Below are 20,646 nucleotides of genomic sequence, written 5' to 3'. Positions count from 1 at the left end.
GCCACAGTCTAGCGGATGATGCCGCATTCGCGAAAAGAAAAGTAAGGCCGTCTGCCGGGGGAGGGCTTGCCGATGATGACGTGGTCGAGGAAGGCGATCTGCATCAGGTCCGCGGCCTCCGCGACCCGCCGGGTGATGACCTCATCCGCGCGGCTGGGGGAAGGATCTCCGGAGGGATGGTTGTGGATGAGGATGAAGCCGTATCCCGCTCGGGTGATGACCGGGCGGAGGATCTCCCGCGGATGGGCGCTGGACTCGTTCACCCCGCCCATGGAGATGACCGTGGTACTGATGTGGCGGTTCCGCGTGTCCAGCACCGCCACCACCACCTGCTCATGCGCCAGGTGGGCGAGCTGGGGCGCGAAGAAACGGTGGATGGTCGCCGGGTCGTCCAGTGTTTCATGGTCGATCTGCTCCCGGGCGACGCGGGCACCCAGCTCGAACGCCGCCGCCAGTTTCGATGCCTTGGCGATACCCAGCCCCTTTTCCTTTGCCAGTTCCGTGACCGGCAGGGCGCCCAGAGCACCCATCGAGCCGTATTTCCGCAGCAGGTCCCTGCCGATGGTGATGGCGCTGCGCCCCTTTGTGCCGGTGGAGATGAAAAGGGCCATCAGCTCCGCATTGTCCAGGGCGGAGGGACCCAGCCGGGAAAGCTTTTCGCGCGGGCGTTCTCCGGTGGGCAGATCCTGGATGCGGTCGGTCATCGCGGAAATTAGAGCCGTTTCCCGGGATATTGAGAAGGATCAATCCTTTGGTGGAAAAGGCAGGGTTGCTGGTGCTCTGGTGATTTGAACATCACTCATAAGTGGGAGGGGGGAGGTTTCGTGTTCCACCCCGGTGGATGTGCCTGATAGGGCTTGAAGCCATAAAAAGGAAGAAAATCCCATGAAACCAAAATTTCCCTCCCCAGCCGGCACTTGTCTCGCGTTCCTGATGTTCACCGTGGCTCCTCTGGCGGCCCAGAGCACCCTCTACTGGACGGCCGGGACCAGCGATAGCTGGGGAGCCGCGGGGAATTGGTCAACGAGCGCCGATGGCAGCACGGCGGGCTCCATACCGGTGGCGGCGGATCATGTGGTTTTCAACGCGACGTCGCTCATCAGTGGACAGACCATCCTCATGAACGCCGGCCGGACGGTGAACTCGTTCCGTTTCACGTCCCCGGGTCCGGTGTCGATCCAGGGAGGTGGATCATCCAGGACCATGACATTCGGTCCCGGAGGTATTCTCATCGATGCCGGAGCAGGGGCGGTGACGTTCGGTTCATCGACCACGGGGTTCGGGGTTTCCATGCGGTTCTCGGTGGACCAAACGTGGATCAACAACTCGTCGAATCCGTTCACGGTGACGAACAGCATCCAGAGCACCGCGACATCGGGCGTTCAGATCCTGGAGGTTGGAGGCTCCGGAGACACCACTTTGATTGCCTCCATAGGGCAGGCCGTCGGTGGCCAGGTGGCATTCACCAAAACAGGAGAGGGAACGCTCAAGGTGAACAGCGGCAACACCTATACTGGGGTGACAACCATTTCAGGCGGGATTTTCGAGGTGTCGAACGTTGCGGATGGTGGTTCGAACAGCAGCATCGGTGCGGCGGGGGTGGAATCCGGGAACCTCATCATCAACGGTGGGACGTTCAAATGGACCGGTGCGGCGAATGATGCCACCAACCGGGGATTTACGATCGGTGCGGCGGGTGCGACGATCGATAATGCGAACACGGGAGCATTGCTGAGATTCGGCGGCGTGGTGACAGGTTCCGGAAGTCTGGCCAAATCCGGAGCGGGGACCCTGGCGCTGTCCGGTGCCAGCGACTATACCGGGAAGACCTTCATCAACGGTGGGGTCATCAGCGCACGGACGGCGCAGGCGCTGGGATCCTCCACAGATGCGACGGATGGCACCGAAGTGGCGGGCGGCGCCGCGCTGCATCTCGATCCCGGATCGTCAGCCGGAGGCTCATTGGCGGACACCACTTGGACCGAGACGCTCGCCATGGACGGCGGTACTCTTAGGAACGTGAGCCGGAACAACCGCTGGGAGGGGACGGTGGCGCTCACCGGAACCAACACGCTTGCCGCCGCAGCCAACACCACGCTCACCGTAACGGGGGTGGTCAGCGGGAATGGCGGCTTCACCAAGACCGAAGCTGGAACCGTTTATCTCACGGCCACGAACACTTACCAAGGGGTGACCACCCTGGAGGCGGGCGTCCTGCGGGTCGCCACGCTGAGCAACGGCGGAGCGAATGGAGGATTGGGAGCGGCCGGCAGTGATGCCGGGAACATCGTTTTCAACGGCGGCACGCTGTGGACCTCCAGCACCGGTGACAACGGAGTGGACCGGGGCTTCACCCTCGGTGCCAATGGAGGGACGATCCGCAAGGACGGAGGCATCCTCCGCACGGGCGGGGTGGTGACCGGCTCGGGCGAACTAAGAAAAATCGGCAGCGGCACGCTCGCCCTCTCGAATGCCGGGAACAACTACACGGGCCGGACCGTGGTGACCGCAGGCATCCTGGAAGCCCGCCGGGCGGAGGCACTGGGGGCGTATGGCTCCGCGGACAACGGCACCCTCGTCCAGTCCGGTGGCACCCTGAGGCTCGATCCCGGCGGGAGCAGTGGGTCCCTTGCGGACACCACCTGGTATGAAACCGCCGTCCTCAATGGGGGGCGGCTGGACAACAACCGGCGCGACAACACCTGGGCCGGTGGGGTGATCCTCCAGGCGGACTCCGTCATTTCCGCGGAAACCGCCGGAAGCCTGACCATCTCCGGCGCGATCAGCGAGGAAGGCGGTAGCTTCGGTTTTTCAAAGGAAAGTGCGGGAACCGTCGTTTCCACCGGCACCAACACCTTCACGGGCGTGACCTCCGTCACCGCGGGAGTGCTCGAAGCCCGGACAACGGGCGGCTTTGATGCCTCCAGCGGGCTGTCGGTTTCCACGGGGACCTTCCGTCTGGGGGCGAACCAGGTGTTCAATGACGCGGCCACCGTCACGTTCGGGGCTGGAGGCATCCTCCAGACCAACGGCTTCAGTGAAATCCTCGGTGTGGTGGCGGTGAACGGAGCGGGAACGCTGGATCTCTCCGGAAGCGGCGGCGTCATCCGTTTCGGGGAGTCTTCCGGCGAAGCCTGGTCCGACCTTCTGACCATCTCCGGTTGGGACGGCTTCGTCATCGGCGGCGGAGCGGAGCAGGTGATCTTCGGTTCAGATGAAAACGGCCTCACTTCCGGGCAGCTCGCGGCCATCCGTTTCGCGGATCCCCTCGGTCTGGCACCCGGCCTCTATGACGCGGCCATCCTTTCCAACGGTGAGATCGTCCCCGGCTCCCTGATTCCGGAGCCTTCGGCCATGTTGCTGTTGGCGGCGGCTCCGGTGGTGGCGGCCTTCCGCAGACGGAGGATCTGAAAGAGGATCCCGGGGGGAATGATCGGATCAGGGAATTGGCGGACTGTTGGTCCGCCACGCAATTTCCTTGAATGCAGCCGATGGTGGGATCAAAGATTGGGCAAAGGTGACGGAAAACCCACATCCGTCATTTCACCTCCCCTTTTGACCGGTCATCTTGATCGTGGAATTCCCTGAGCCAGACTCTTTATGAAAACCCGCCGTTTTTCTTTGTTCGTGCAGCGTCGTCACCCTGTCGCCGCAGGTGTGGGGCTTGCGTTTGTCCTGGGAGGACATCTTTTCGCTCAAACGCTATACTGGGATACCAATGGCACCACCGCCGGATCGGCGAACCTGACCTCGGGAAACAACATCTGGGGCACCAACAATCTCTGGAGCACCAGTTCCGCCGGGACGGCTGCCACCGGAGCCTACGTCCAGAACAGCGACGTGGTCATCTCCGCTGGCACCAATGCGACGGGAAACAACACCGTCCGGGTCACCGGAACGCAGGCGGCGAACAGCATCACCTTCGAGGAAGGGGTCGTCACCATGTCCGCGGTGACAGGTAGTTCTGTGGCGCTGTCAATCGGGGCCGGGGGAATCACGATGGCGAATGGTCTCAACGGGACGGTGACCATCGGCGGGAGCCTTGGGACGATCACGTTGTCCGCAAGCCAGACATGGACGAACAACACGACCAGCACTGCCAGGGCGCTCACCCTGGGGAACGGAACGGCGGCGAGCCGTCTGACGGGATCAGCCACGACCGGAAACAAAACCACCCTCACCTTCGCCGGAGGCAGTACTGGAACCACCACGCTGAACAGCATCATCGAAGACGGCGGCAATGGCGGGACCCTTGAGATCGTCAAGGGCGGCAGCGGCACCCTCGTCCTCTCCTATGCGAATACCTTCAGCGGCGGACTGACACTGAATGCCGGCACCCTGCTGCTGAACTCCGCGACAGCCGTTGGCTCCAGCGTGCTCACTTTGAAAGGCGGCACGGTGGGGACCAGTGCCTCCGGCGGGATGACCCTCAGCAATCCGGTCCAGGTGTGGGACGGAAATTTCAGCGTCGGTGGATCCACGGATCTGAACATGGGGACAGGGGCTGTCACCTTGACGGCCAACCGGAGTGTCGCCATCGCCGGCACCAACGCCTCGACGGTGACGGTGGGCGGCGACATCGGCGGGGCATTCCGCCTGACGACCACGAATGCCTCCGGATCCGGGATCACCTCGATCCTCAATCTCGATGGCAACAACACCTACTCCGGAGGAACCACCGTCAATGGGGGCGTCCTGCGGTTCGCGGACGCGGCGGCGATTCCGGCGACCGGCACCATCACCATGGGGCAGAACGGCGCGCTTTCCGTCAGCGGAGTCCATTCCACCCTGGCGGGTTGGATCGGGGAAGCCAAACTCGCCACAACTTCGGTGGGGGCGCTGGCTTTGACGGCGGATTCCAACGAAGCGTTCAACCCCACCGGCTTCAACGGCCTCTCGCTGGGCGCGGAAGTGGGCAAGACGGTGGTCTATACGGGGACGATCACCGCCTCCACGGGCGGTTATTTCGTGGGTGGTGGCGGGGGAAACATCGAATTTTCCAATCAAAACACGTTCACCGGAGCCTCCGCGCTGACGGTCGGGAACGGAGGCTCCGGAACCACCATTCTCAGCAACTCGAACGATTACGCCGGGTCGACAACGGTGCGGGCCGGGGTGGCTTTGGTTCTGCGGAACGGTGGTGCCCTGGGTGGCACCGCCGCTGGAACCAACGTCAGCGGTGGTGGGTCCGTCCAGTTGGACAACGTGTCCGTGCTGGGGGAAGCGCTCACCCTGAATGGAACGGGTGCCACCGCGAGCGCCGCCAATATCACGGATGGCCTCAGATCCCTCTCCGGAAGCAACGTCTGGTCCGGTGACGTCAATGTGGTCACCGGAGCCAGCCAGAACGTCAGGATGGGCGTGGTGGGCGGGGAACTGCTGGTCAGCGGAAAGGTGGCTCTTTCCGGAAACGCGGGGGCCTCGCTGGTCCTCACCGGGGCTGCTGGAACGGGCACCATCTCCGGGGTGATCTCCGGAACCGCGCTCGACACCCCCATCATCAAGAACGGTAACGGAACATGGGTGCTCAGCGGTGAGAACACGTTCACCGGTGCCATCCGGATGGACGCAGGGGTGCTTTCCGTGGACACCATCGGCAGCGCCGCGGTGGCCGGGAATCTCGGCAAGTCCGATGGAACGCTTGGTTTCGGGGAGAACACCACGACGGGTACGCTCCGCTACACCGGGACGGGTGAAACTTCCGCGCGCCCGATTTCACTGCGGGCATCCACCACGGGCGGAGGCGTCATCGAGCAGGCGGGCAGCGGGGAACTGGAATTCAGCGGGACGGTCGGCAACGTGAACACAACGATGAAGACCCTCACGCTCACCGGCTCCACCAGTGGGTCAGGGAAGCTGAGCGGCGCGATCACCGGCACCATCGGCATCGTGAAAGCGGGAACGGGAAGCTGGGAGATTTCGAACTCCAGCACGGTGACGCCCAACACCTTCACCGGTGCCATCACCGTCAACGACGGCAAGCTGATCGGGAGCGGGGGACTCAATTCCACCACCGCAGTCAACCTGAACGGCGGAACTTTCGTGCTCGGTGCGGACAATGTGGTGAACAGCGCCGCGGGCGTCACGATGGCAGGCGGTGCCCTGGAGATGGCGGGCTTCAGCAATTCATTCGGCGCGCTGGCCCTTTCGGTGGGCGCGTCCCTGCTGAATCTGTCCGGTGGTGAGAGCGTGGTCACCTTCGGCCCCTCCATCGCCCTGGCGTGGACGGGTTCACTTTCCATCCTCGGCTGGTCGAGTGCGGGCGGAACGGAGCGGGTGGACTTCACCGGTGGCCTGACCACGGACCAGTTGGCGGCCATCACCTTTGACAATCCGGACGGTTTCGCCCCGGGCACGTACACTTCGAAACTGGTCGGCATCGAGGTGGTTCCGGATGCTTTGATTCCGGAACCATCCGCCGCCATCCTGGCGGCGGCGGGTTCGGTGGTGGTGGCTTTCCGCAGGCGGAGGATCTGATCCATCTCCGGCTGACGTTGGAGCCTCCTTATTCCGGCACCGCTGAGGCTTTCGGCGGGGTATCTGCGTTGCCGGTGGGTGGCTCGGGTGCGGGTTCGTCCTTCACCGTGAGGTTGGCGTTGAGGAGGACCTGCTGGCCGAGGTTTCCGGCATTGGTGTTCCCCGAGTAGCTGGCGGCGGTCAGGCCGATGTCGAGGATGAGGCCAGGACCGGTGTTCCTGGTCGCCTCATTTCCTGAGAATGCGACTCCGGCGGCGGGGGCGCGGATGGCGTATCCTCCCAGCAGGTTGTTGCGGGCGGTGTTGCCGGTGGCCCTGCCGGACCCCGCGCTGCTGAGGACGACGCCGAACTCCCGGTTGCCGGAGAACTGGTTTTTTTCGAGGGTGACGGAGCCTCCGCCATTGTCCGCATGCACGCCGTTGGCGCTGTTGTCATCACAACGGTTGCCGGCGAGGATGATGGCCGCGCCGTCCCATGACTCGATGCCGTGGCCGAAGTTCCGCAGGGACTCCGACTCCCGGACTTCCAGAAGGGTGCCGGGGCCGGAGGCGGCCACGCCGTTCCAGCCGTTGTCAGCGAAGCGGCAGCGGTTGGCGATGGCATGCCCGCCCTCGATGACGGCCAGTCCATGGCCGCTGGCGTCCTGGAACCGGCAGTCCACGAAATCCACCACCACGCCACGGACGAGCGCGGCGGAGTAGCGTTCCTCACCGGGATCGAACGATTCGTGCCGGAAGGAGAAGCCGGTCACGCGGGCACCCTTCGCACCTGCGGCGAGGGTGATGGGGCTGCCCTTCTGCGCCGCGCACTGGACGATGGTGGTGTCCGGTCCGGCTCCCTGGAGATCGATGGCGGCAGTGACGACCAGCGGACCTTCCCAGGTGCCGGCGGCGATGATGACACGGTCCCTGTCCCGCGCCTTGGCAAGGGCCTCCGCCGGGGTGGCGAAATCTCCGGGGACGCGGATGGTGCGGGCGTAGGAGGAGAGCTTTTCCAACTGCGCCTTGATCTCCGGGTCCTCCGGTGAAAGGAGGCTGGCCTCGCGGAGCAGGTCGAGGATGGCCTGGTCGAACTGGCCCTTGTCGCGTGCGCGTGCCTGACCGAGGAGCTCCCTGGCTTTCCGGATGTCCGCGGCGGCCTTGTCCCGGGCGGCGGTCGCGTCCGCGAGCAGGGCCTCCGCATCGTCATCACCCGGGCGGGAGGCCAGGATCTTGCTGGCGGCGGCGATGGCGTCGTCCCATTTGCGCTGTTGCAGCATGTCGCGTGCGGAGGCGAGGGTGAGACGGTCCGCTTCAAGTGCCTTTCCCTCGGTGATCTGCTTGAGGAGGTTCGTCGCTTCCTTTTCGTTGGGGAAACGATCCAGCACCTGTTGGGCGGAGGCGGCGGCCTCGTCCCACCGCTTCGCCTCCAGCGAGGCTTTCGCCTGGCCGGTCAGGAAACCGATGAACTGGCTGTCCTCTTCCGCGATGCCCGCGGCGATCTTCGCGCGCCCTTCGGTGAGGAGGGAGGATTGGGGATTCAGCTTCTCGATCTGGTCGAAGATCCGGGCGGCCTCCGGCCACCGCCGGTTCTCGATCATGGCGTAGCCTGTTTTCCCCAGCTCGATGACTTCCTCCAGTTTCTGCAGGCGCAGATCTTCCTCCCGCTTCAGGTAGAACATCATCCCGGCGATGCACAGCAGGATGACGGTGAGCAGCCACGCCACCTTTGCGGCGCGGTTGGATTTCCGGGCGGGAACATCGTCTTCGGCGTCCTCGTCCGACTTGCCGGTGACATCCGGCAGCGGGGGGGCCGAAGGTGGGAGGGATTCCGTCCGCTCGAAGATGAAGGCGGGCTTTTCAGAAACTGGTGTGTCGGTGACCTGGGTGGCCGGGGCCGGGTTCTCCTCCGGGACGGAGGGTGCTGCAGCGGCAGGTGAGACCTCAGGTGGTGCTCCCTGTGCTGGCGGAGGCGCGGACTCCACATCCACCGTGGTGGGTTGTTCCGGAGGAGGAAGTGAAGCCGTTTCGGCAACGGCGGGCATGGGTGCCGGCGCGGGTGGGATTTCCTCCGGTGGGGCGGGTTGTGCTGATTCCTCGGTGGCAGCCGGAACGGTCTCCTCAGGCGCGGATGGAACAATTTCGGCGGAAGGAGCTTCCGCCGGGGTGCTCACTTGGGTTTGATCGGAGGAACGGGGAAGAAGTCCGACGGCTTCCAGATGCTCGCGCACGGCGGCCAGAGCCTGGTCGAAATCCATCAGTCCTTTCTGATAGCGCTCCGCCAGGGTGTCGTTGGGGGCGGTGCGGACCATCTCCGCGATGCGCTCGCGGGCTTCCTTGAATTCATTCAGGAAAGGACGCGGATCATCGTCCGGTCCCAGGCCCAGGGTTTTGCGCGCATCGGAAAGTGTCATGGGGGTGTGAACAGAGGCTGTTTAGCAGCGTGCGGAGGCGAGGGGAAGGGAGGATTCCGGGATCAGCCGACGAAACGCTGGACCACCGGCATCCGGCGGCCGATGCCGAACGCCTTCGAGGTGACGCGCAGGCCGGGTGCCGCCTGCTGGCGTTTCCACTCGTTCAGGTCCACCCGGCGCTGGATCCAGCGGACCATGTTTTCCTCGTAACCCGCTGAGATGATTTCATCCGTGGAAAGATGCCTCTCCACGTAGAGTTCCAGGATGGCATCCAGGATGTCGTAGGGGGGCAGGGTGTCCTGGTCCTTCTGGTCCGGGCGCAGTTCCGCGCTCGGCGGCTTGTCGATGGTGTTCCACGGGATGATCTCCTTTTCGCGGTTGATCCAGCGGCACAGCTCATAGACGCGGGTTTTCGGCAGGTCGGAGATGGCGGCCAACCCTCCGCACATGTCCCCGTAGATGGTGCAGTAGCCCACGGCCAGCTCGCTCTTGTTGCCGGTGGTGAGGAGGAGGTGGCCGTCCTTGTTGGACAGCGCCATGAGCAGCAACCCGCGGATGCGGGCCTGGATGTTTTCCTCCGTGACGTCCTCCGGCTTGCCGGAGAAGAGGGGTTTCAGCGTGGCCTTGATGGTGTGGTAGATGTCGCTGATGGGGACCCTGTCGCAGCGGATGCCCAGATTCTCCGCCAGCGCCACGGAGTCATCCACGCTGCCACCGGAGGAGTAGGGGCTGGGCATGGTGAGGCCGTGGACATTTTCCGCTCCCAGCGCGTCCGCCGCCAGCACGGCGGTGAGGGCGGAGTCGATGCCGCCGCTGAGGCCCAGGCAGGCACTCGTGAAGCCGCACTTCGTCGCATAGTCGCGCAGGCCCAGGACCAGAGCGTGGTAGAGCTGGGCCGCGTCCGGTTCATCCGTGACGGCAGAAGCCGCAGGGGGGGCGAACGGATCGATCACCAGCGTCTGCTCCACAAAGCCGGACATCTGCGCGGCGGTCGTCCCATCCGCACGGACGACCAGTGAATGACCGTCGAAAATGAGCTGGTCCTGGCCGCCGGTGGCGTTGCAATAGACGACCGGCACCTTTGCCTGCCGGGCGACGGCACCGAGCATCTCCCGGCGTTGCGCGGGCTTCCCCACATGGAAAGGGGAGGCGCTGAGATTGAGCAGGAGATCGATGCCCTTCGCGGCCAGTTCCTCGGCGGGATCCCGTTCGTAGAGCGGGCGCTGGAGGTAGTCCTCCGTCCAGATGTCCTCGCAGATGGTGATGCCGATGCGGCGGCCCTTCCAGAGGACAGGCTCGCAGGATTCCCCGGGTTCGAAGTAGCGGCGCTCGTCGAACACGTCGTAGGTGGGGAGGAGGGTTTTCCAGATCCGGTGGCGGATTTCCCCTCCCTCCAGCCAGGCGGCGGCATTCCGGAACGGCTTGCCCGGGCGGCCGGAGGTATTGTGGTCCAGATAGCCCACGAGCAACGGCACATCGCGGATACCCTCCGCGAGATGATCCAGAGCCTGCAGGCACTTCGGAACGAACTGCGACTTGAAGACCAGGTCACGCGGCGGATAACCGGAAAGCGCCATCTCCGGGGTGATGACGAGATCCGCCCCTGCTTCCAGGCATTCGCGGTAGGCGGCCAGGATGCGTTTGATGTTTCCGGGGAAGTCCCCGATGACGGCGTTGGTTTGCGCGAGGCCGATCTTCATGGATTGCAAGGGAAAGGAAGCACCCCCACAGGCCGGGGGAAACTCAAAACCACCGACATTCTCAGGAACAGAATCCTTGAACGGCGGGGATTTTCCTATAAGTGGGGTTTTCCATGAAAATCACATCCTTGGGCATGATCGGTTCCATCCTGTGGCTGGCGGGAGGGTCCTCCGCCGTGGCGGAAAAGCCCCTGGCTCCTTTGGCTGCTCCGCAACAGCAGCAGGAGGGAAAGGCCTTCGTGAGTCTGACGGAGGAACAGCGGAAGGAATTCTCCGCCCATGTCAACGAGGCCTCCAGACTGCTGCGGATGAAGCGGATCCCGGCGAGCCTGGACGAGCTGTCAAAGGCCGAGGAGATCTTCGCCGGTGCCCCTGAAACGCACAACCTGCGGGGTTCCTGCCATGTCGAGGCCCGGGATTTCGGCAGGGCGATGGAAGCTTTCCATAAGGCCGACGCCCTGGCTCCGGGAAACATGAACATTTCCTTCAACATCGCGGAGGTCCACTTCGTGGAGCACCGGTGGGAGGAGGCGATGAAGGCATTCGGCGCGCTGCAGCCGAAGCTGGCGGGCGGCGACGGAACCTTCGCGGCCCTGGTCGATCTGAAGCTGCTGGTCTGCCATTGCAAGCTGGGGGCGCTGGGGGATGCCACGGCCCTGGCGGCCAAGCGTGCCGATGACGCCGCCACCCCGTTCCAGTGGTATGCGAAGGCGGTCATCGAGTTCGAGAACCGGAACCGGGCGGCTGCCGCGGGATTCCTGGAGGATGTGAAGATGGTCCACCCCGGACAGAGTGTGAACGCCCCGTTCATGGACACCCTCATCGAGTCCAGATACGTGAAAAACTGAGGATTTTCGGGGTGAACGACAGCTTGCCGACTCCGTCCGGGCGGTTTAGCCTGCATTCAGGAATTGCCCCTTTTATGAAATTTTCTGCCTTCTTATCCCTCGTTCTCGCCCTGGCTCTGGCACCCCTGATGGCGCAGGACGCGCCCACACCGGCCGCCGACCCGAAAAAGGAAAGTGAAGCGCCGAAACAGGAACTGAGCGCGAACCAGAGGGCATTCCTCAACCTGCCGGAGGAACAGCGGAAGGAATTCGCCAAGCATCTGGGTGAGGCGTCCCGCCTGTTTCAGGCGAAGCGGGTGTTCGAGTCGCTGGACGAGCTGTTCAAGGCGGAGAAAATCTTCAAGGACGCTCCGGAGATCTACAACCTCCGTGGTTCCTGCTACGTCGAGTTCCGGGACTTCGACAAGGCGATGGAGGACTTCCGCAGGGCGAGCCAGCTTTCACCAAACAACCCCAGCATCGAGTTCAACATCGCGGAAGTCCTGTTTGTGACCAAAAAATGGCAGGAGGCGCACGATGCTTTCGAGAAGCTGATGGTTCTCCTTCCGCCGAACGATGTCGCGTTGGGCCGCTTGGTCGAGTTCAAGCTGCTTCTGTGCAAGGAGAAGCTGGGAAAGAAGAACGAAGTGATCGTCCTGGCGGGCAAGTATGACTACCTGGATGAGTCTCCGTTCCACTATTTCGCGCAGGCGGCGCTGGCCTATGAGGCCAACGATCTCCTGAAGGCGGAGGAGTGGCTGGCGATGAGCGGCCGCATTTTCCAGGATCCCAACGTGCTGGCACCCTGGCAGGATACCCTGGTGGAGTTCGGCTACATCAAGAGCTTCTACGGGGATGACGCGGCAACGCCCCCCGGAAACTGATTTTTCTGGTAAGAACGGCGGGGGGAGGGTCGTTTAGGTCCACTCATGAATCCGTCAAATCCAACCGACCGACGCTCTTTCCTCAAAACCGGTGGCCTCGTCACGGCCGCCGCCGCGATGCCCGCCATCCTCCGTGCGCAGGATGCCGCGAAAGCAGCCGGTGACATCAAGGTGGCCCTCGTCGGCTGCGGTGGCCGTGGAACCGGCGCCGCCGCCCAGTCCCTCAACTGCCCAGGCACCCGCCTCGTCGCGGTGGCGGATGCGTTTCCGGACAATGCCCAGCGTGCGCTGGACAGCCTGAAGAAGCAGTTCGGCGAGAAGGTGGATGTGCCGCAGGAGCGCGTCTTCTCCGGCTTCGACGCCTACAAGGCCGCGATCGACGCCTGTGACCTGGTGATCCTCACCACGCCTCCCGGCTTCCGTCCGACCCATTTCGAATATGCCGTGGAGAAGGGCAAGCACGTCTTCCTGGAGAAGCCCGTCGCTGTTGACGGCCCGGGTGTCCGCAAGGTTCTGGAAGCCGCGAAGAAGGCGGATGAAAAGGGCCTCAAGATCGTCGGTGGCCTCCAGCGCCACTATCAGAACAGCTACCTGGAGACGCTGGCGAAGGTGAAGGAAGGCATCATCGGTGACATCGTTTCCGCCCAGGTCTACTGGAGCGGCGGCGGCGTCTGGACCCGCGCCCGCAAGGAAGGCATGAGCGAGATGGAATACCAGATGCGGAACTGGTACTACTTCAACTGGATCTGCGGCGACCACATCGTCGAGCAGCACATCCACAACATCGACGTCGTCAACTGGTTCAAGGGTGGCGCACACCCGGTGAAGGCCAACGGCATCGGCGGACGCACCAAGCGCGTCGGCAAGGATTGGGGCGAAATCTACGACCACCACTACGTTGAGTTCACCTATGCGGACGGCACGGTGATGAACAGCCAGTGCAAGCACTGGGACGGCACCTGGTCCCGCGTGAGCGAGTCCATCATGGGCTCCCAGGGCACCGCCCAGCCCGGCCAGATCAAGGACCGTTCCGGCAAGGTCATCTGGCGCTTCAAGGGACCGGACAACAACCCTTACCAGACCGAGCACGACGTGCTGGTGAAGCACATCCAGGAGAACAAGCCGATCAACGACGCTTACTTCACCGCGGAGTCCACGCTCAGCGCGATCCTCGGCCGGATGGCCACCTACTCCGGTCAGGAAGTGACCTGGGAGCAGGCGCTCAACTCCACCCTCGACACCATGCCGAAGAACCTCGCATGGGACGCGGATCCTGGCCCGAAGGCCGGTGCGGACGGCCTCTACCCGGCCCCCATCCCCGGCGTGACCAAGGTGCTCTGATCTTTCAGGGAGATCTGTCTGTCAGCGGCGGTCATCGGAAGGTGGCCGCCGCTTTTCTTTGGGATGATCTGGTGGGAAAGCGTGGCTGCGGCGTCCCGCGGCAGACGCGTTCGCCAGCCGGTGCTCCCGGCTGCCTATCTTTCCTCCGGTGTCTGCTTCACCACCCTTATCCTTCCAAAGGCTTTCATTGGATTTTCAGCCGGAGATAGGTTCGTTACGGAGACCCGTTCCCATTCGTCATTCACCGGGACGACATCAGGCACGGATGCGGTGGCGGACGTCCAGCAACCGGGGTCCACTCCATCCATGGTTGCGGAAAACTCCGCCACGTAGGTGAGTCCGCTGTTTTTCCGCCGCAGGTAGGTCATCCGCAGGTCGGCGGAAGATCCCGATGGGATGGAGCCGCAGTGGGGGAGACCGGCAATGCCGTCCGATGGGGGAATGCGCCGCATATCCGGGCGGCTGCCGTCCAGGTTGAAGGCGTATTTCAGGAGATTCGGGACGCCGTCCCCATGGGGAGTGGCATCGGGAGCGGCATCCACACCTATGAGTGCGTGGGAAGTCGCCCAGTCGTCATACCCGCCGATGGGCCGTGCAAGACGGAAAAACGTGGCACCATCCGTGGCGATGATGGCATCGATCCGTCCCTGGGCCAGCGGGGGGATCACATCCTGACCCTGCGAGGCATCCCCCCAGGTGATGACCGTGCCGTCGGCCTTCAGCGCCACCGTGTGATTCCCATAGGCTGACACGGAAATGATCCCGGACGCTGCGGCTGCCGGGACCGTGCTCTGCCCGGCGGTATCACTACCCCAGGCGATCACGCTTCCGTCCTGCTTCAGGGCCACGCTGTGGCGCAGGCCGGTGGAGACCGCGGTCACACCGGAGGTTGCGCCAACCGGAACGGTCGCCTGCCCGTCCTGATTGTCCCCCCACGCGACCACCGAGCCATCCTGCTTCAATGCCAGCACATGCAGGGCATTCATGGAGATGGCCGTCACTCCGGATCGCGCCGCGACGGGGACGTCCGTCAGCCCCGCGCCGTCGTAACCCCATACGATGACTCCTCCATCTTCCTTCAGAACCGCGGAGTTCAAGGATGAAGCGGCGATGGCCTTGACGCCGGCCTGCGCCGCCACCGGAACCGATGTCTGGCCGAAAACATTCACGCCCCATGCCAGCACGGTGCCATCCGACTTCAATGCCAGCACGTGGACACCGCCAGCCACCGCCGTTCTCACACCGGAGGTTGCTCCCACCGGTACGACCGCCATCGCGCCCACCCCTTTCACATAAACCCTTCCGCCCATCACCATTGCGGATGCCCCATTGTTCGCGGAAATGGATGTCACCTCCGGCCGCAGGGCCGCCGGGATGGCGCTTGAGTCACCATCGGCACCCCAACCGACCAGTGATCCGTCCTCTTTCAGCGCAAAGACGGTTGATCCCCGGGCGTTGACGGAGGTCACCCCGGACTGCGCCGCAACCGGGATTTCAAGTGCCATCGAACTGCTGGTTCCCCAAGTGAAGACCCTTCCGTCTCTCTTAACCACCGCACTGTGGTGACTGCCTGCGGAAATGGCGATGACGTCCGACTGTGCCTCCAATGGCACCGTTGCCAGTCCCCAGGGGCCATTGTAGCCCCACGCGATCACGCTCCCGTCCTGTTTCAGTGCCAGCGAATGAATACCCCCGGCGGAGACATCGGTGACGCCGGACTGTGCTTCCGGCGGGACCGTTGCCTGGCCGTTATCGTTCCTGCCCCACGCCACCACGCTGCCATCCTGCTTCAGGGCCAGCACGTGGTTGCCTCCGCCCGAGATGGCGGTGACTCCGGACTGTGCCGCAGGAGGCACCACCGTCGTGGCGTAGTGATCGGTCATCCCCCAGGCGATGACCGCGCCGTTTTTCAGCACCATGGATTGGTTGAAGACCGTTTCCACCGCAGTCACTCCCGTGAGTGCCTCCGGGGGCACGGTGGTCTGGCCGAAATCATTGTCACCCCATGCGATGACTTCCCCCGTCCGGGTGAGCGCCAGCGAGTGGCCGACCCCCGCCGAGATTTCCTTGATACCTGACCGGGCTGCCACAGGGACTGCCAGCAACGGTCGGTCACCGACGCCCCACGCCACCACCCCGCCGTCCCTTTTCAGGGCGAGAGTATGCCGGTAGCCTGCATCCACCATGGCATAGTCCGTGAAAGGGATCACCAATTCCGGCTCCTGTGCCGCTGCCAGACGGCCGGAATACAACCATCCGCCGGCGGGTATCTGCAACGCATCAGCCGCACCACCGGCGATCATCAGCCAGCAAAGGCAGGAAACCACCGGCCGCTTTCCGTTTTTCATCATCCCGCCATTCCCCGTGTCATTTCCCGCACAAATCATTGTCGTGGAAAGATTGGCGGGTGATGTGGCCCGCGTCAAACACGCTACCTCCCTTTCGCCGCCTGCTTGAGTTCCTCGATGAAAGCGAGGACGGACGGGCGGCATGGTTGGTCGGCCAGGACCCCGGCGGCGACCACGATCTTCCCGGGTTCCTTCTCGATGGGGATGCCGGTCAACGCGTCGCGGCGGCCTTTGCCGATGGCGATGTTGTCCGCCAGCAGGGCCACACCGAGACCTGCCTCCAGCGCGGAGAGCAGGCTGGTGATGCCGTCGAATTCCCCGGCCACCTTTGCCTGGAGCTTGTGCTCGCGGAAGAAGCCGGTGATGCGCTCCCAATACTCCGGATAGTGTTCCCGGTCATAGAGCAGGAGCTTTTCCCCTGACAGATCGGCGGGGGATACTTTCTTTTTGTCCGCCAGCGGATGGTTGGTCTTCATCACCAGCCGCCAGCCATAGGTGCGCAGCGTTTCCCAGCGGATGTCCTGCTGGGTGCCGGGAGGGGCGAGGATGAGGTCGAGCTTGCCGGATGCCAGTCCTGCCCGCATCTCCGAGGAGGAGCAATCGCTCAGGCTGATGCGCACGCGGGGGTGGATCTGGGTGAAACGCTCGATGGCGATGCCTAGGAAATCCCCCGCAAGCGACGGCGCGTAGCCGATCCTCAGTGGCTCGCCGATGCCGGCCAGCTTCACTTTCTCGATCATCGCATCCGCGGCGCGGACGAACTTTTTCCCTTCGGCCATGAGGGCGTCACCGGCGGGGGTGAGGCTCACGGAGTGGGCGCCGCGTTCGAGGAGCTGCACGCCCAGGTCGTCCTCCAGGCCCTTGATCTGGCGGCTGAGGGCGGGCTGGGTGATCCTCAGGGCGCGGGCGGCGGCGGTGATGCTGCCTTCCTCGCAGATGGTCAGGAAATTCCTCAGTTGCCGCAGTTCCATGCGTGTTTCTAGCAGGCGGGGGAGGGGATGCCATCCACATTTCCCGCCCATGCCAAGGAGGCATGCTCAGGCTGCTGAGGTGGCATTATGCGGGGCGGAGGATTCCGGTATGATGGGGGCATGACAAGCAACCCCGCACTGACAGTCCGCCGCGCGACGGAGCGCGGCCACGGCAACCACGGCTGGCTCGACAGTTGGCATTCCTTTTCCTTCGGTGACTACTATGATCCGGCGCATATGGGCTTCCGCTCGCTCCGCGTGATCAATGACGACAAGGTGGCTCCGAAGGCCGGGTTCCCCACGCACCCCCACCGGGACATGGAGATCTTTTCCTACGTGCTGGAGGGGGCGCTGGCCCATGAGGACTCCATGGGCAACAAGAGGGTGCTGCACCCGGGTGAGATCCAGCTCATGCGGGCCGGATCCGGTGTGCGCCACTCCGAGTTCAACCCATCCGCCTCCGGCCGCACCCACCTGCTGCAGGTCTGGATCACGCCCGCCACACGGGGGCTGGATCCTGCCTACACGGAGTGGAAGCCCGCCGGAGATGCCGTGCAGGCAAAGACGCTGGTCATCTCCCCGGACGGCCGGGACGGCTCCGCCACCATCGCCCAGGATGCCTTTGTCCATTTGCTGAAACTGGATGGCACCGCATCCGCCTCCCACCTGCTGGAAGAAGGGCGCGGCCTCTGGCTGCACGTCGCCAAAGGCGATGTGGAAGTAAATGGAATAAAATTGGAAGCAGGAGACGCCGTATCGCTCGAACAAGCGGGCGAAGTCAAAATCACGGCCATCGGCGGATCCGCCGAGGCACTCCTGTTCGATCTCGCATAAGCTCCCAAGAAACAGAAACACAGATACCTCACACCATGAAACCAACATCCATCATCATCGCCCTCGCGGTCCCCGTCCTTTTCACGGCCTGCGAAAACCCCGCCGACAAGACCGAGTCCGCAGCCGTCAAGGAGGCCGTGGAAGGCACCGTGGCCACCGCGGACGGTGGCACGAAGTATGTCTTCACGGAGAACTCCACCGTGAATTTCGTGGGATCGAAAGTCACCGGCAGCCACAGCGGCGGCTTCAAGACCGTCGCCGGCCACTTCAGTGTGAAGGATGGCGCGCTTTCCGGCAACGACCACAAGGTGACCATCGACATGAACTCCGCCTGGTCCGATGACGAGAAGCTCACCGGCCACCTGAAGAGCCCGGATTTCTTCGACGTGGAGAAATTCCCGGAGTCCACCTTCGTGGCGACCTCCCTGGAGAAAAAGTCGGATACTGCCTATGAGGTTTCCGGAAACTTCACGCTCCACGGCGTTACGAAGAACATCACGTTCCCCGCGACCGTCACCCAGAGCGGGGATCTGGTGAAGATCGACGCGAAATTCGACATCAACCGCCAGGACTTCGGCGTGGTCTATCCGGGCAAGGCGGAGGACCTCATCCGCAACGAAGTCGTCATCGAGCTGAAGCTCGAAGTGAAGGCGGGCGCATGATCTGATCGTGCCAATTTCGTCATGGCGGCGTCAGTCTTCTTGCTGACGCCGCCATTTTTTGTGACATACTACCGGAAATCATGAGCAAGCCACGCATCCTCGTCTTTGGCGGCAGCCTCCGCCTGGAATCCTACAATCAGAAACTCGCGGCACTGGCTGCGGAAGCCGCCCATGAGGCGGGGGCGGAGGTGACCCTCGTCTCGCTCAGGGATTACCGTCTGCCCCTGTTCGACGAGGACCACGAGGAAGCGGAAGGCAAGCCGGAGGCGGCGAAGAGGCTGAAGGAACTGTTCGTGCGCAGCGACGGTTTCATCATCGCCTCGCCGGAATACAACAGCGGCATCACCGCGGCGCTGAAGAACACCATCGACTGGGTGTCCAGGGCGGACTCGGATGAGGAGCCTCCGCTGCTGGCGTTCAAGGGGAAAGCCGCGGCCATCATCGCCGCATCCCCCGGAGGATATGGCGGCGCGCGCAGCCTGGCGCAGCTCCGCATCCTGCTGGGGAACATCCGTGTCGATGTGATCGACGGGGAGGTCACCATCCCGAAGGCGTATGAGGCGTTCACCGCGGATGACCGGCTGATCGACGGCGCGCAGATGGCGGCGGTGGAACAGCTCGTCGGCAGGCTGGTGGACAAGCTCCGGAAAGCGGAGTCCTGAAAAGGCCGGAACTTCCATCCGTTTGCGGTGTTTCCGTCACACCTGGACGCCCCGGGAAATACGGGGTTGTGATCCCCTTTTCCAACCAACGCATTCCGATGAGATTCCTCATGCTTTCCGTCACGCTGCTGGGTGTGGCGTCCGCCATGGCCGCGCCCCCGAACATCGTCCTCATCTACGCGGATGACCTCGGTTACGGTGATATCTCGGTGAATGGCGCGACGGCGGTGGCGACGCCGAACATCGACCGCATCGCGAAGGAGGGCATCAACTTCAGGTCCGGCTACAGCACTTCCGCGACCTGCACGCCATCGCGGTTCTCCATGCTGACGGGCAAATACGCCTTCCGTCAGGAAGGGACCGGCATCCTGCCGGGGGATGCCGGCCTGATCATTGATCCGGATAAGCCGACCCTGCCCTCCATCATGCGGCAGGCGGGCTATCGCACGGGTGTGGTCGGGAAGTGGCACCTCGGGCTGGGGCCGGCGGGCGGTCCGGACTGGAACGGTGAGATCAAGCCGGGACCGAAAGAGGTCGGATTCGGCTTTTCCCACATCATGGCGGCAACGGGTGACCGCGTGCCGTGTGTCTATGTGGAGGACGGCCGGGTGGTGAACCTGGATCCGGCGGATCCGATCAAAGTGTCCTACCAATCGGCGTTTCCGGGGTTGCCCACCGGCATCAGCCATCGTTCGGAACTGCGGATGGACTGGAACCACGGGCATAACAACGCGGTCATCAACGGCATCGGTCGCATCGGTTTCATGAGCGGCGGAACGGCGGCGTTATGGAAGGATGAGGAAATGGCGGACGCGTTCACGGCGCAGGCGGTGCGCTTCATCAAGGAGTCGGAGGGCAAGCCGTTCTTCCTGTTCCACGCGCTGCATGACATCCACGTGCCGCGCGTGCCGCATCCGCGGTTCGTCGGAAAGACCAGCATGGGTCCCCGCGGAGATGCCATCATCCAGGCGGACTGGCAGGTGGGCGAGGTGCTGCGGACGCTCGATGAACTGGGCATCGCGGAGAACACCCTGGTGATCTTCACCAGCGACAACGGTCCCGTGCTGAACGACGGCTATGTGGATGAGTCCTTCGTGAAAGTCGGCGACCACAAGCCTGCCGGACCTTTCAAAGGGGGCAAGTATTCGATCCATGAGGGAGGCACGCGGGTTCCGTTCCTGGTGAGATGGCCCGCGGAGATCAAGGGCGGCGGGACGAGCGATGCGGTGGTCAGCCAGATCGACTTTCCGAAGACCTTCGCCAAGCTGGGTGGAACGACCGTTCCGGAAGGCGCATTTCCGGACAGCGAGGAAATCTCAGCGGCGTTGACCGGCGGCTCTCCCGATGGCCGTGCATTCGTCGTGCAGCAGGGAGGTGGCGGACAGCTTGCCCTGAGGGAGGGGGACTGGAAGCTGGTCCTGCCGAAAAAGGGCAAGCCCCAGCTTTTCAATCTGGCCGATGATCTGGCGGAGAGCCGGAATGTGGCCGCGGAGCATCCGGACAAGGTGAAGGAACTGTCCGCCCGGCTGGAGGAGATCCGCGGGTGAG

General features: G+C 63.6%; 14 protein-coding genes. 9 read left to right on the top strand and 5 right to left on the bottom strand.

Annotation, left to right across the window (positions count from 1 at the left end; all coding sequences use genetic code 11):
• Positions 1-8 precede the first annotated feature (8 nt).
• Positions 9-704 carry a DNA repair protein RadC gene (gene radC / locus KF712_10915; GenBank protein MBX3741494.1) on the bottom strand — a complete coding sequence of 232 codons (696 nt, stop codon included), beginning with the start codon at positions 702-704 and terminating at the stop codon, positions 9-11.
• A gap of 181 nt (positions 705-885) precedes the next feature.
• Between radC and KF712_10910 the strand changes: the two genes are divergently transcribed.
• Positions 886-3,411 (top strand): autotransporter-associated beta strand repeat-containing protein, encoded by a 2,526-nt coding sequence (locus tag KF712_10910; GenBank protein MBX3741493.1) that lies wholly within the window; start codon positions 886-888, stop codon positions 3,409-3,411.
• 189 nt (positions 3,412-3,600) lie between these two features.
• The gene (locus KF712_10905) at positions 3,601-6,477 is read left to right on the top strand and encodes an autotransporter-associated beta strand repeat-containing protein (protein MBX3741492.1); all 2,877 of its coding nucleotides are present in this window, start codon (positions 3,601-3,603) and stop codon (positions 6,475-6,477) included.
• A gap of 28 nt (positions 6,478-6,505) precedes the next feature.
• Here KF712_10905 and KF712_10900 read toward each other — a convergent pair whose 3' ends face one another.
• Complete coding sequence (locus tag KF712_10900) at positions 6,506-8,869, bottom strand: right-handed parallel beta-helix repeat-containing protein (GenBank protein ID MBX3741491.1); 2,364 nt, start codon at positions 8,867-8,869, stop codon at positions 6,506-6,508.
• Between the two features lie 62 nt (positions 8,870-8,931).
• Positions 8,932-10,569: an NAD+ synthase gene (locus KF712_10895; protein ID MBX3741490.1), complete on the bottom strand. Its 1,638-nt coding sequence runs from the start codon at positions 10,567-10,569 to the stop codon at positions 8,932-8,934.
• A gap of 113 nt (positions 10,570-10,682) precedes the next feature.
• Between KF712_10895 and KF712_10890 the strand changes: the two genes are divergently transcribed.
• The 3 genes from KF712_10890 (at position 10,683) to KF712_10880 (ending at position 13,621) form a co-directional block, all read left to right on the top strand.
• Complete coding sequence (locus tag KF712_10890) at positions 10,683-11,417, top strand: hypothetical protein (GenBank protein MBX3741489.1); 735 nt, start codon at positions 10,683-10,685, stop codon at positions 11,415-11,417.
• Positions 11,418-11,491: 74 nt separating this feature from the next.
• Entirely contained in the window at positions 11,492-12,280 is a 789-nt protein-coding gene (locus KF712_10885) for a tetratricopeptide repeat protein (GenBank protein ID MBX3741488.1), read from the top strand.
• A gap of 45 nt (positions 12,281-12,325) precedes the next feature.
• Positions 12,326-13,621, top strand: coding sequence for a Gfo/Idh/MocA family oxidoreductase (locus tag KF712_10880; GenBank protein MBX3741487.1), 1,296 nt, complete (start codon positions 12,326-12,328; stop codon positions 13,619-13,621).
• Between the two features lie 134 nt (positions 13,622-13,755).
• On the opposite strand, the gene KF712_10875 is transcribed toward KF712_10880, so the two are convergent.
• A complete protein-coding gene (locus KF712_10875) occupies positions 13,756-15,972 on the bottom strand; it encodes a hypothetical protein (GenBank protein ID MBX3741486.1) in 2,217 nt (738 codons plus the stop codon).
• 80 nt (positions 15,973-16,052) lie between these two features.
• Positions 16,053-16,940: a LysR family transcriptional regulator gene (locus KF712_10870; protein ID MBX3741485.1), complete on the bottom strand. Its 888-nt coding sequence runs from the start codon at positions 16,938-16,940 to the stop codon at positions 16,053-16,055.
• A gap of 120 nt (positions 16,941-17,060) precedes the next feature.
• Here KF712_10870 and KF712_10865 point away from each other — a divergent pair, with 120 nt between their 5' ends.
• The 4 genes from KF712_10865 to KF712_10850 all read left to right on the top strand — a co-directional run bounded on the left by KF712_10865 (position 17,061) and on the right by KF712_10850 (position 20,645).
• Positions 17,061-17,774, top strand: coding sequence for a pirin family protein (locus KF712_10865; protein MBX3741484.1), 714 nt, complete (start codon positions 17,061-17,063; stop codon positions 17,772-17,774).
• A 35-nt stretch (positions 17,775-17,809) separates the two neighbouring features.
• Positions 17,810-18,436 (top strand): YceI family protein, encoded by a 627-nt coding sequence (locus tag KF712_10860; GenBank protein ID MBX3741483.1) that lies wholly within the window; start codon positions 17,810-17,812, stop codon positions 18,434-18,436.
• Between the two features lie 80 nt (positions 18,437-18,516).
• On the top strand, positions 18,517-19,098 hold the full coding sequence (locus KF712_10855) for an NAD(P)H-dependent oxidoreductase (protein ID MBX3741482.1): 582 nt from the start codon (positions 18,517-18,519) through the stop codon (positions 19,096-19,098).
• A 92-nt stretch (positions 19,099-19,190) separates the two neighbouring features.
• A complete protein-coding gene (locus KF712_10850) occupies positions 19,191-20,645 on the top strand; it encodes an arylsulfatase (GenBank protein ID MBX3741481.1) in 1,455 nt (484 codons plus the stop codon).
• The last annotated feature ends 1 nt before the right edge of the window (position 20,646 follow it).

The organism is Akkermansiaceae bacterium (genome assembly GCA_019634595.1).
Taxonomy (GTDB): Bacteria; Verrucomicrobiota; Verrucomicrobiia; order Verrucomicrobiales; family Akkermansiaceae; genus Luteolibacter.
The sequence above is the reverse complement of the archived record's forward strand: the minus strand, read 5'-3'. Positions and strand labels throughout refer to the sequence as shown.

What these genes read in the sequence shown, in the direction of transcription:
- KF712_10895 (MBX3741490.1), bottom strand. Translation starts at nt 10,569, where the DNA reads ATGAAGATCGGCCTCGCGCAAACCAACGCCGTCATCGGGGACTTCCCC.
- KF712_10885 (MBX3741488.1), top strand. Translation starts at nt 11,492, where the DNA reads ATGAAATTTTCTGCCTTCTTATCCCTCGTTCTCGCCCTGGCTCTGGCA.
- KF712_10870 (MBX3741485.1), bottom strand. Translation starts at nt 16,940, where the DNA reads ATGGAACTGCGGCAACTGAGGAATTTCCTGACCATCTGCGAGGAAGGC.
- KF712_10910 (MBX3741493.1), top strand. Translation starts at nt 886, where the DNA reads ATGAAACCAAAATTTCCCTCCCCAGCCGGCACTTGTCTCGCGTTCCTG.
- KF712_10865 (MBX3741484.1), top strand. Translation starts at nt 17,061, where the DNA reads ATGACAAGCAACCCCGCACTGACAGTCCGCCGCGCGACGGAGCGCGGC.
- KF712_10890 (MBX3741489.1), top strand. Translation starts at nt 10,683, where the DNA reads ATGAAAATCACATCCTTGGGCATGATCGGTTCCATCCTGTGGCTGGCG.
- radC (MBX3741494.1), bottom strand. Translation starts at nt 704, where the DNA reads ATGACCGACCGCATCCAGGATCTGCCCACCGGAGAACGCCCGCGCGAA.
- KF712_10900 (MBX3741491.1), bottom strand. Translation starts at nt 8,869, where the DNA reads ATGACACTTTCCGATGCGCGCAAAACCCTGGGCCTGGGACCGGACGAT.
- KF712_10905 (MBX3741492.1), top strand. Translation starts at nt 3,601, where the DNA reads ATGAAAACCCGCCGTTTTTCTTTGTTCGTGCAGCGTCGTCACCCTGTC.
- KF712_10860 (MBX3741483.1), top strand. Translation starts at nt 17,810, where the DNA reads ATGAAACCAACATCCATCATCATCGCCCTCGCGGTCCCCGTCCTTTTC.
- KF712_10875 (MBX3741486.1), bottom strand. Translation starts at nt 15,972, where the DNA reads ATGATGAAAAACGGAAAGCGGCCGGTGGTTTCCTGCCTTTGCTGGCTG.
- KF712_10855 (MBX3741482.1), top strand. Translation starts at nt 18,517, where the DNA reads ATGAGCAAGCCACGCATCCTCGTCTTTGGCGGCAGCCTCCGCCTGGAA.
- KF712_10880 (MBX3741487.1), top strand. Translation starts at nt 12,326, where the DNA reads ATGAATCCGTCAAATCCAACCGACCGACGCTCTTTCCTCAAAACCGGT.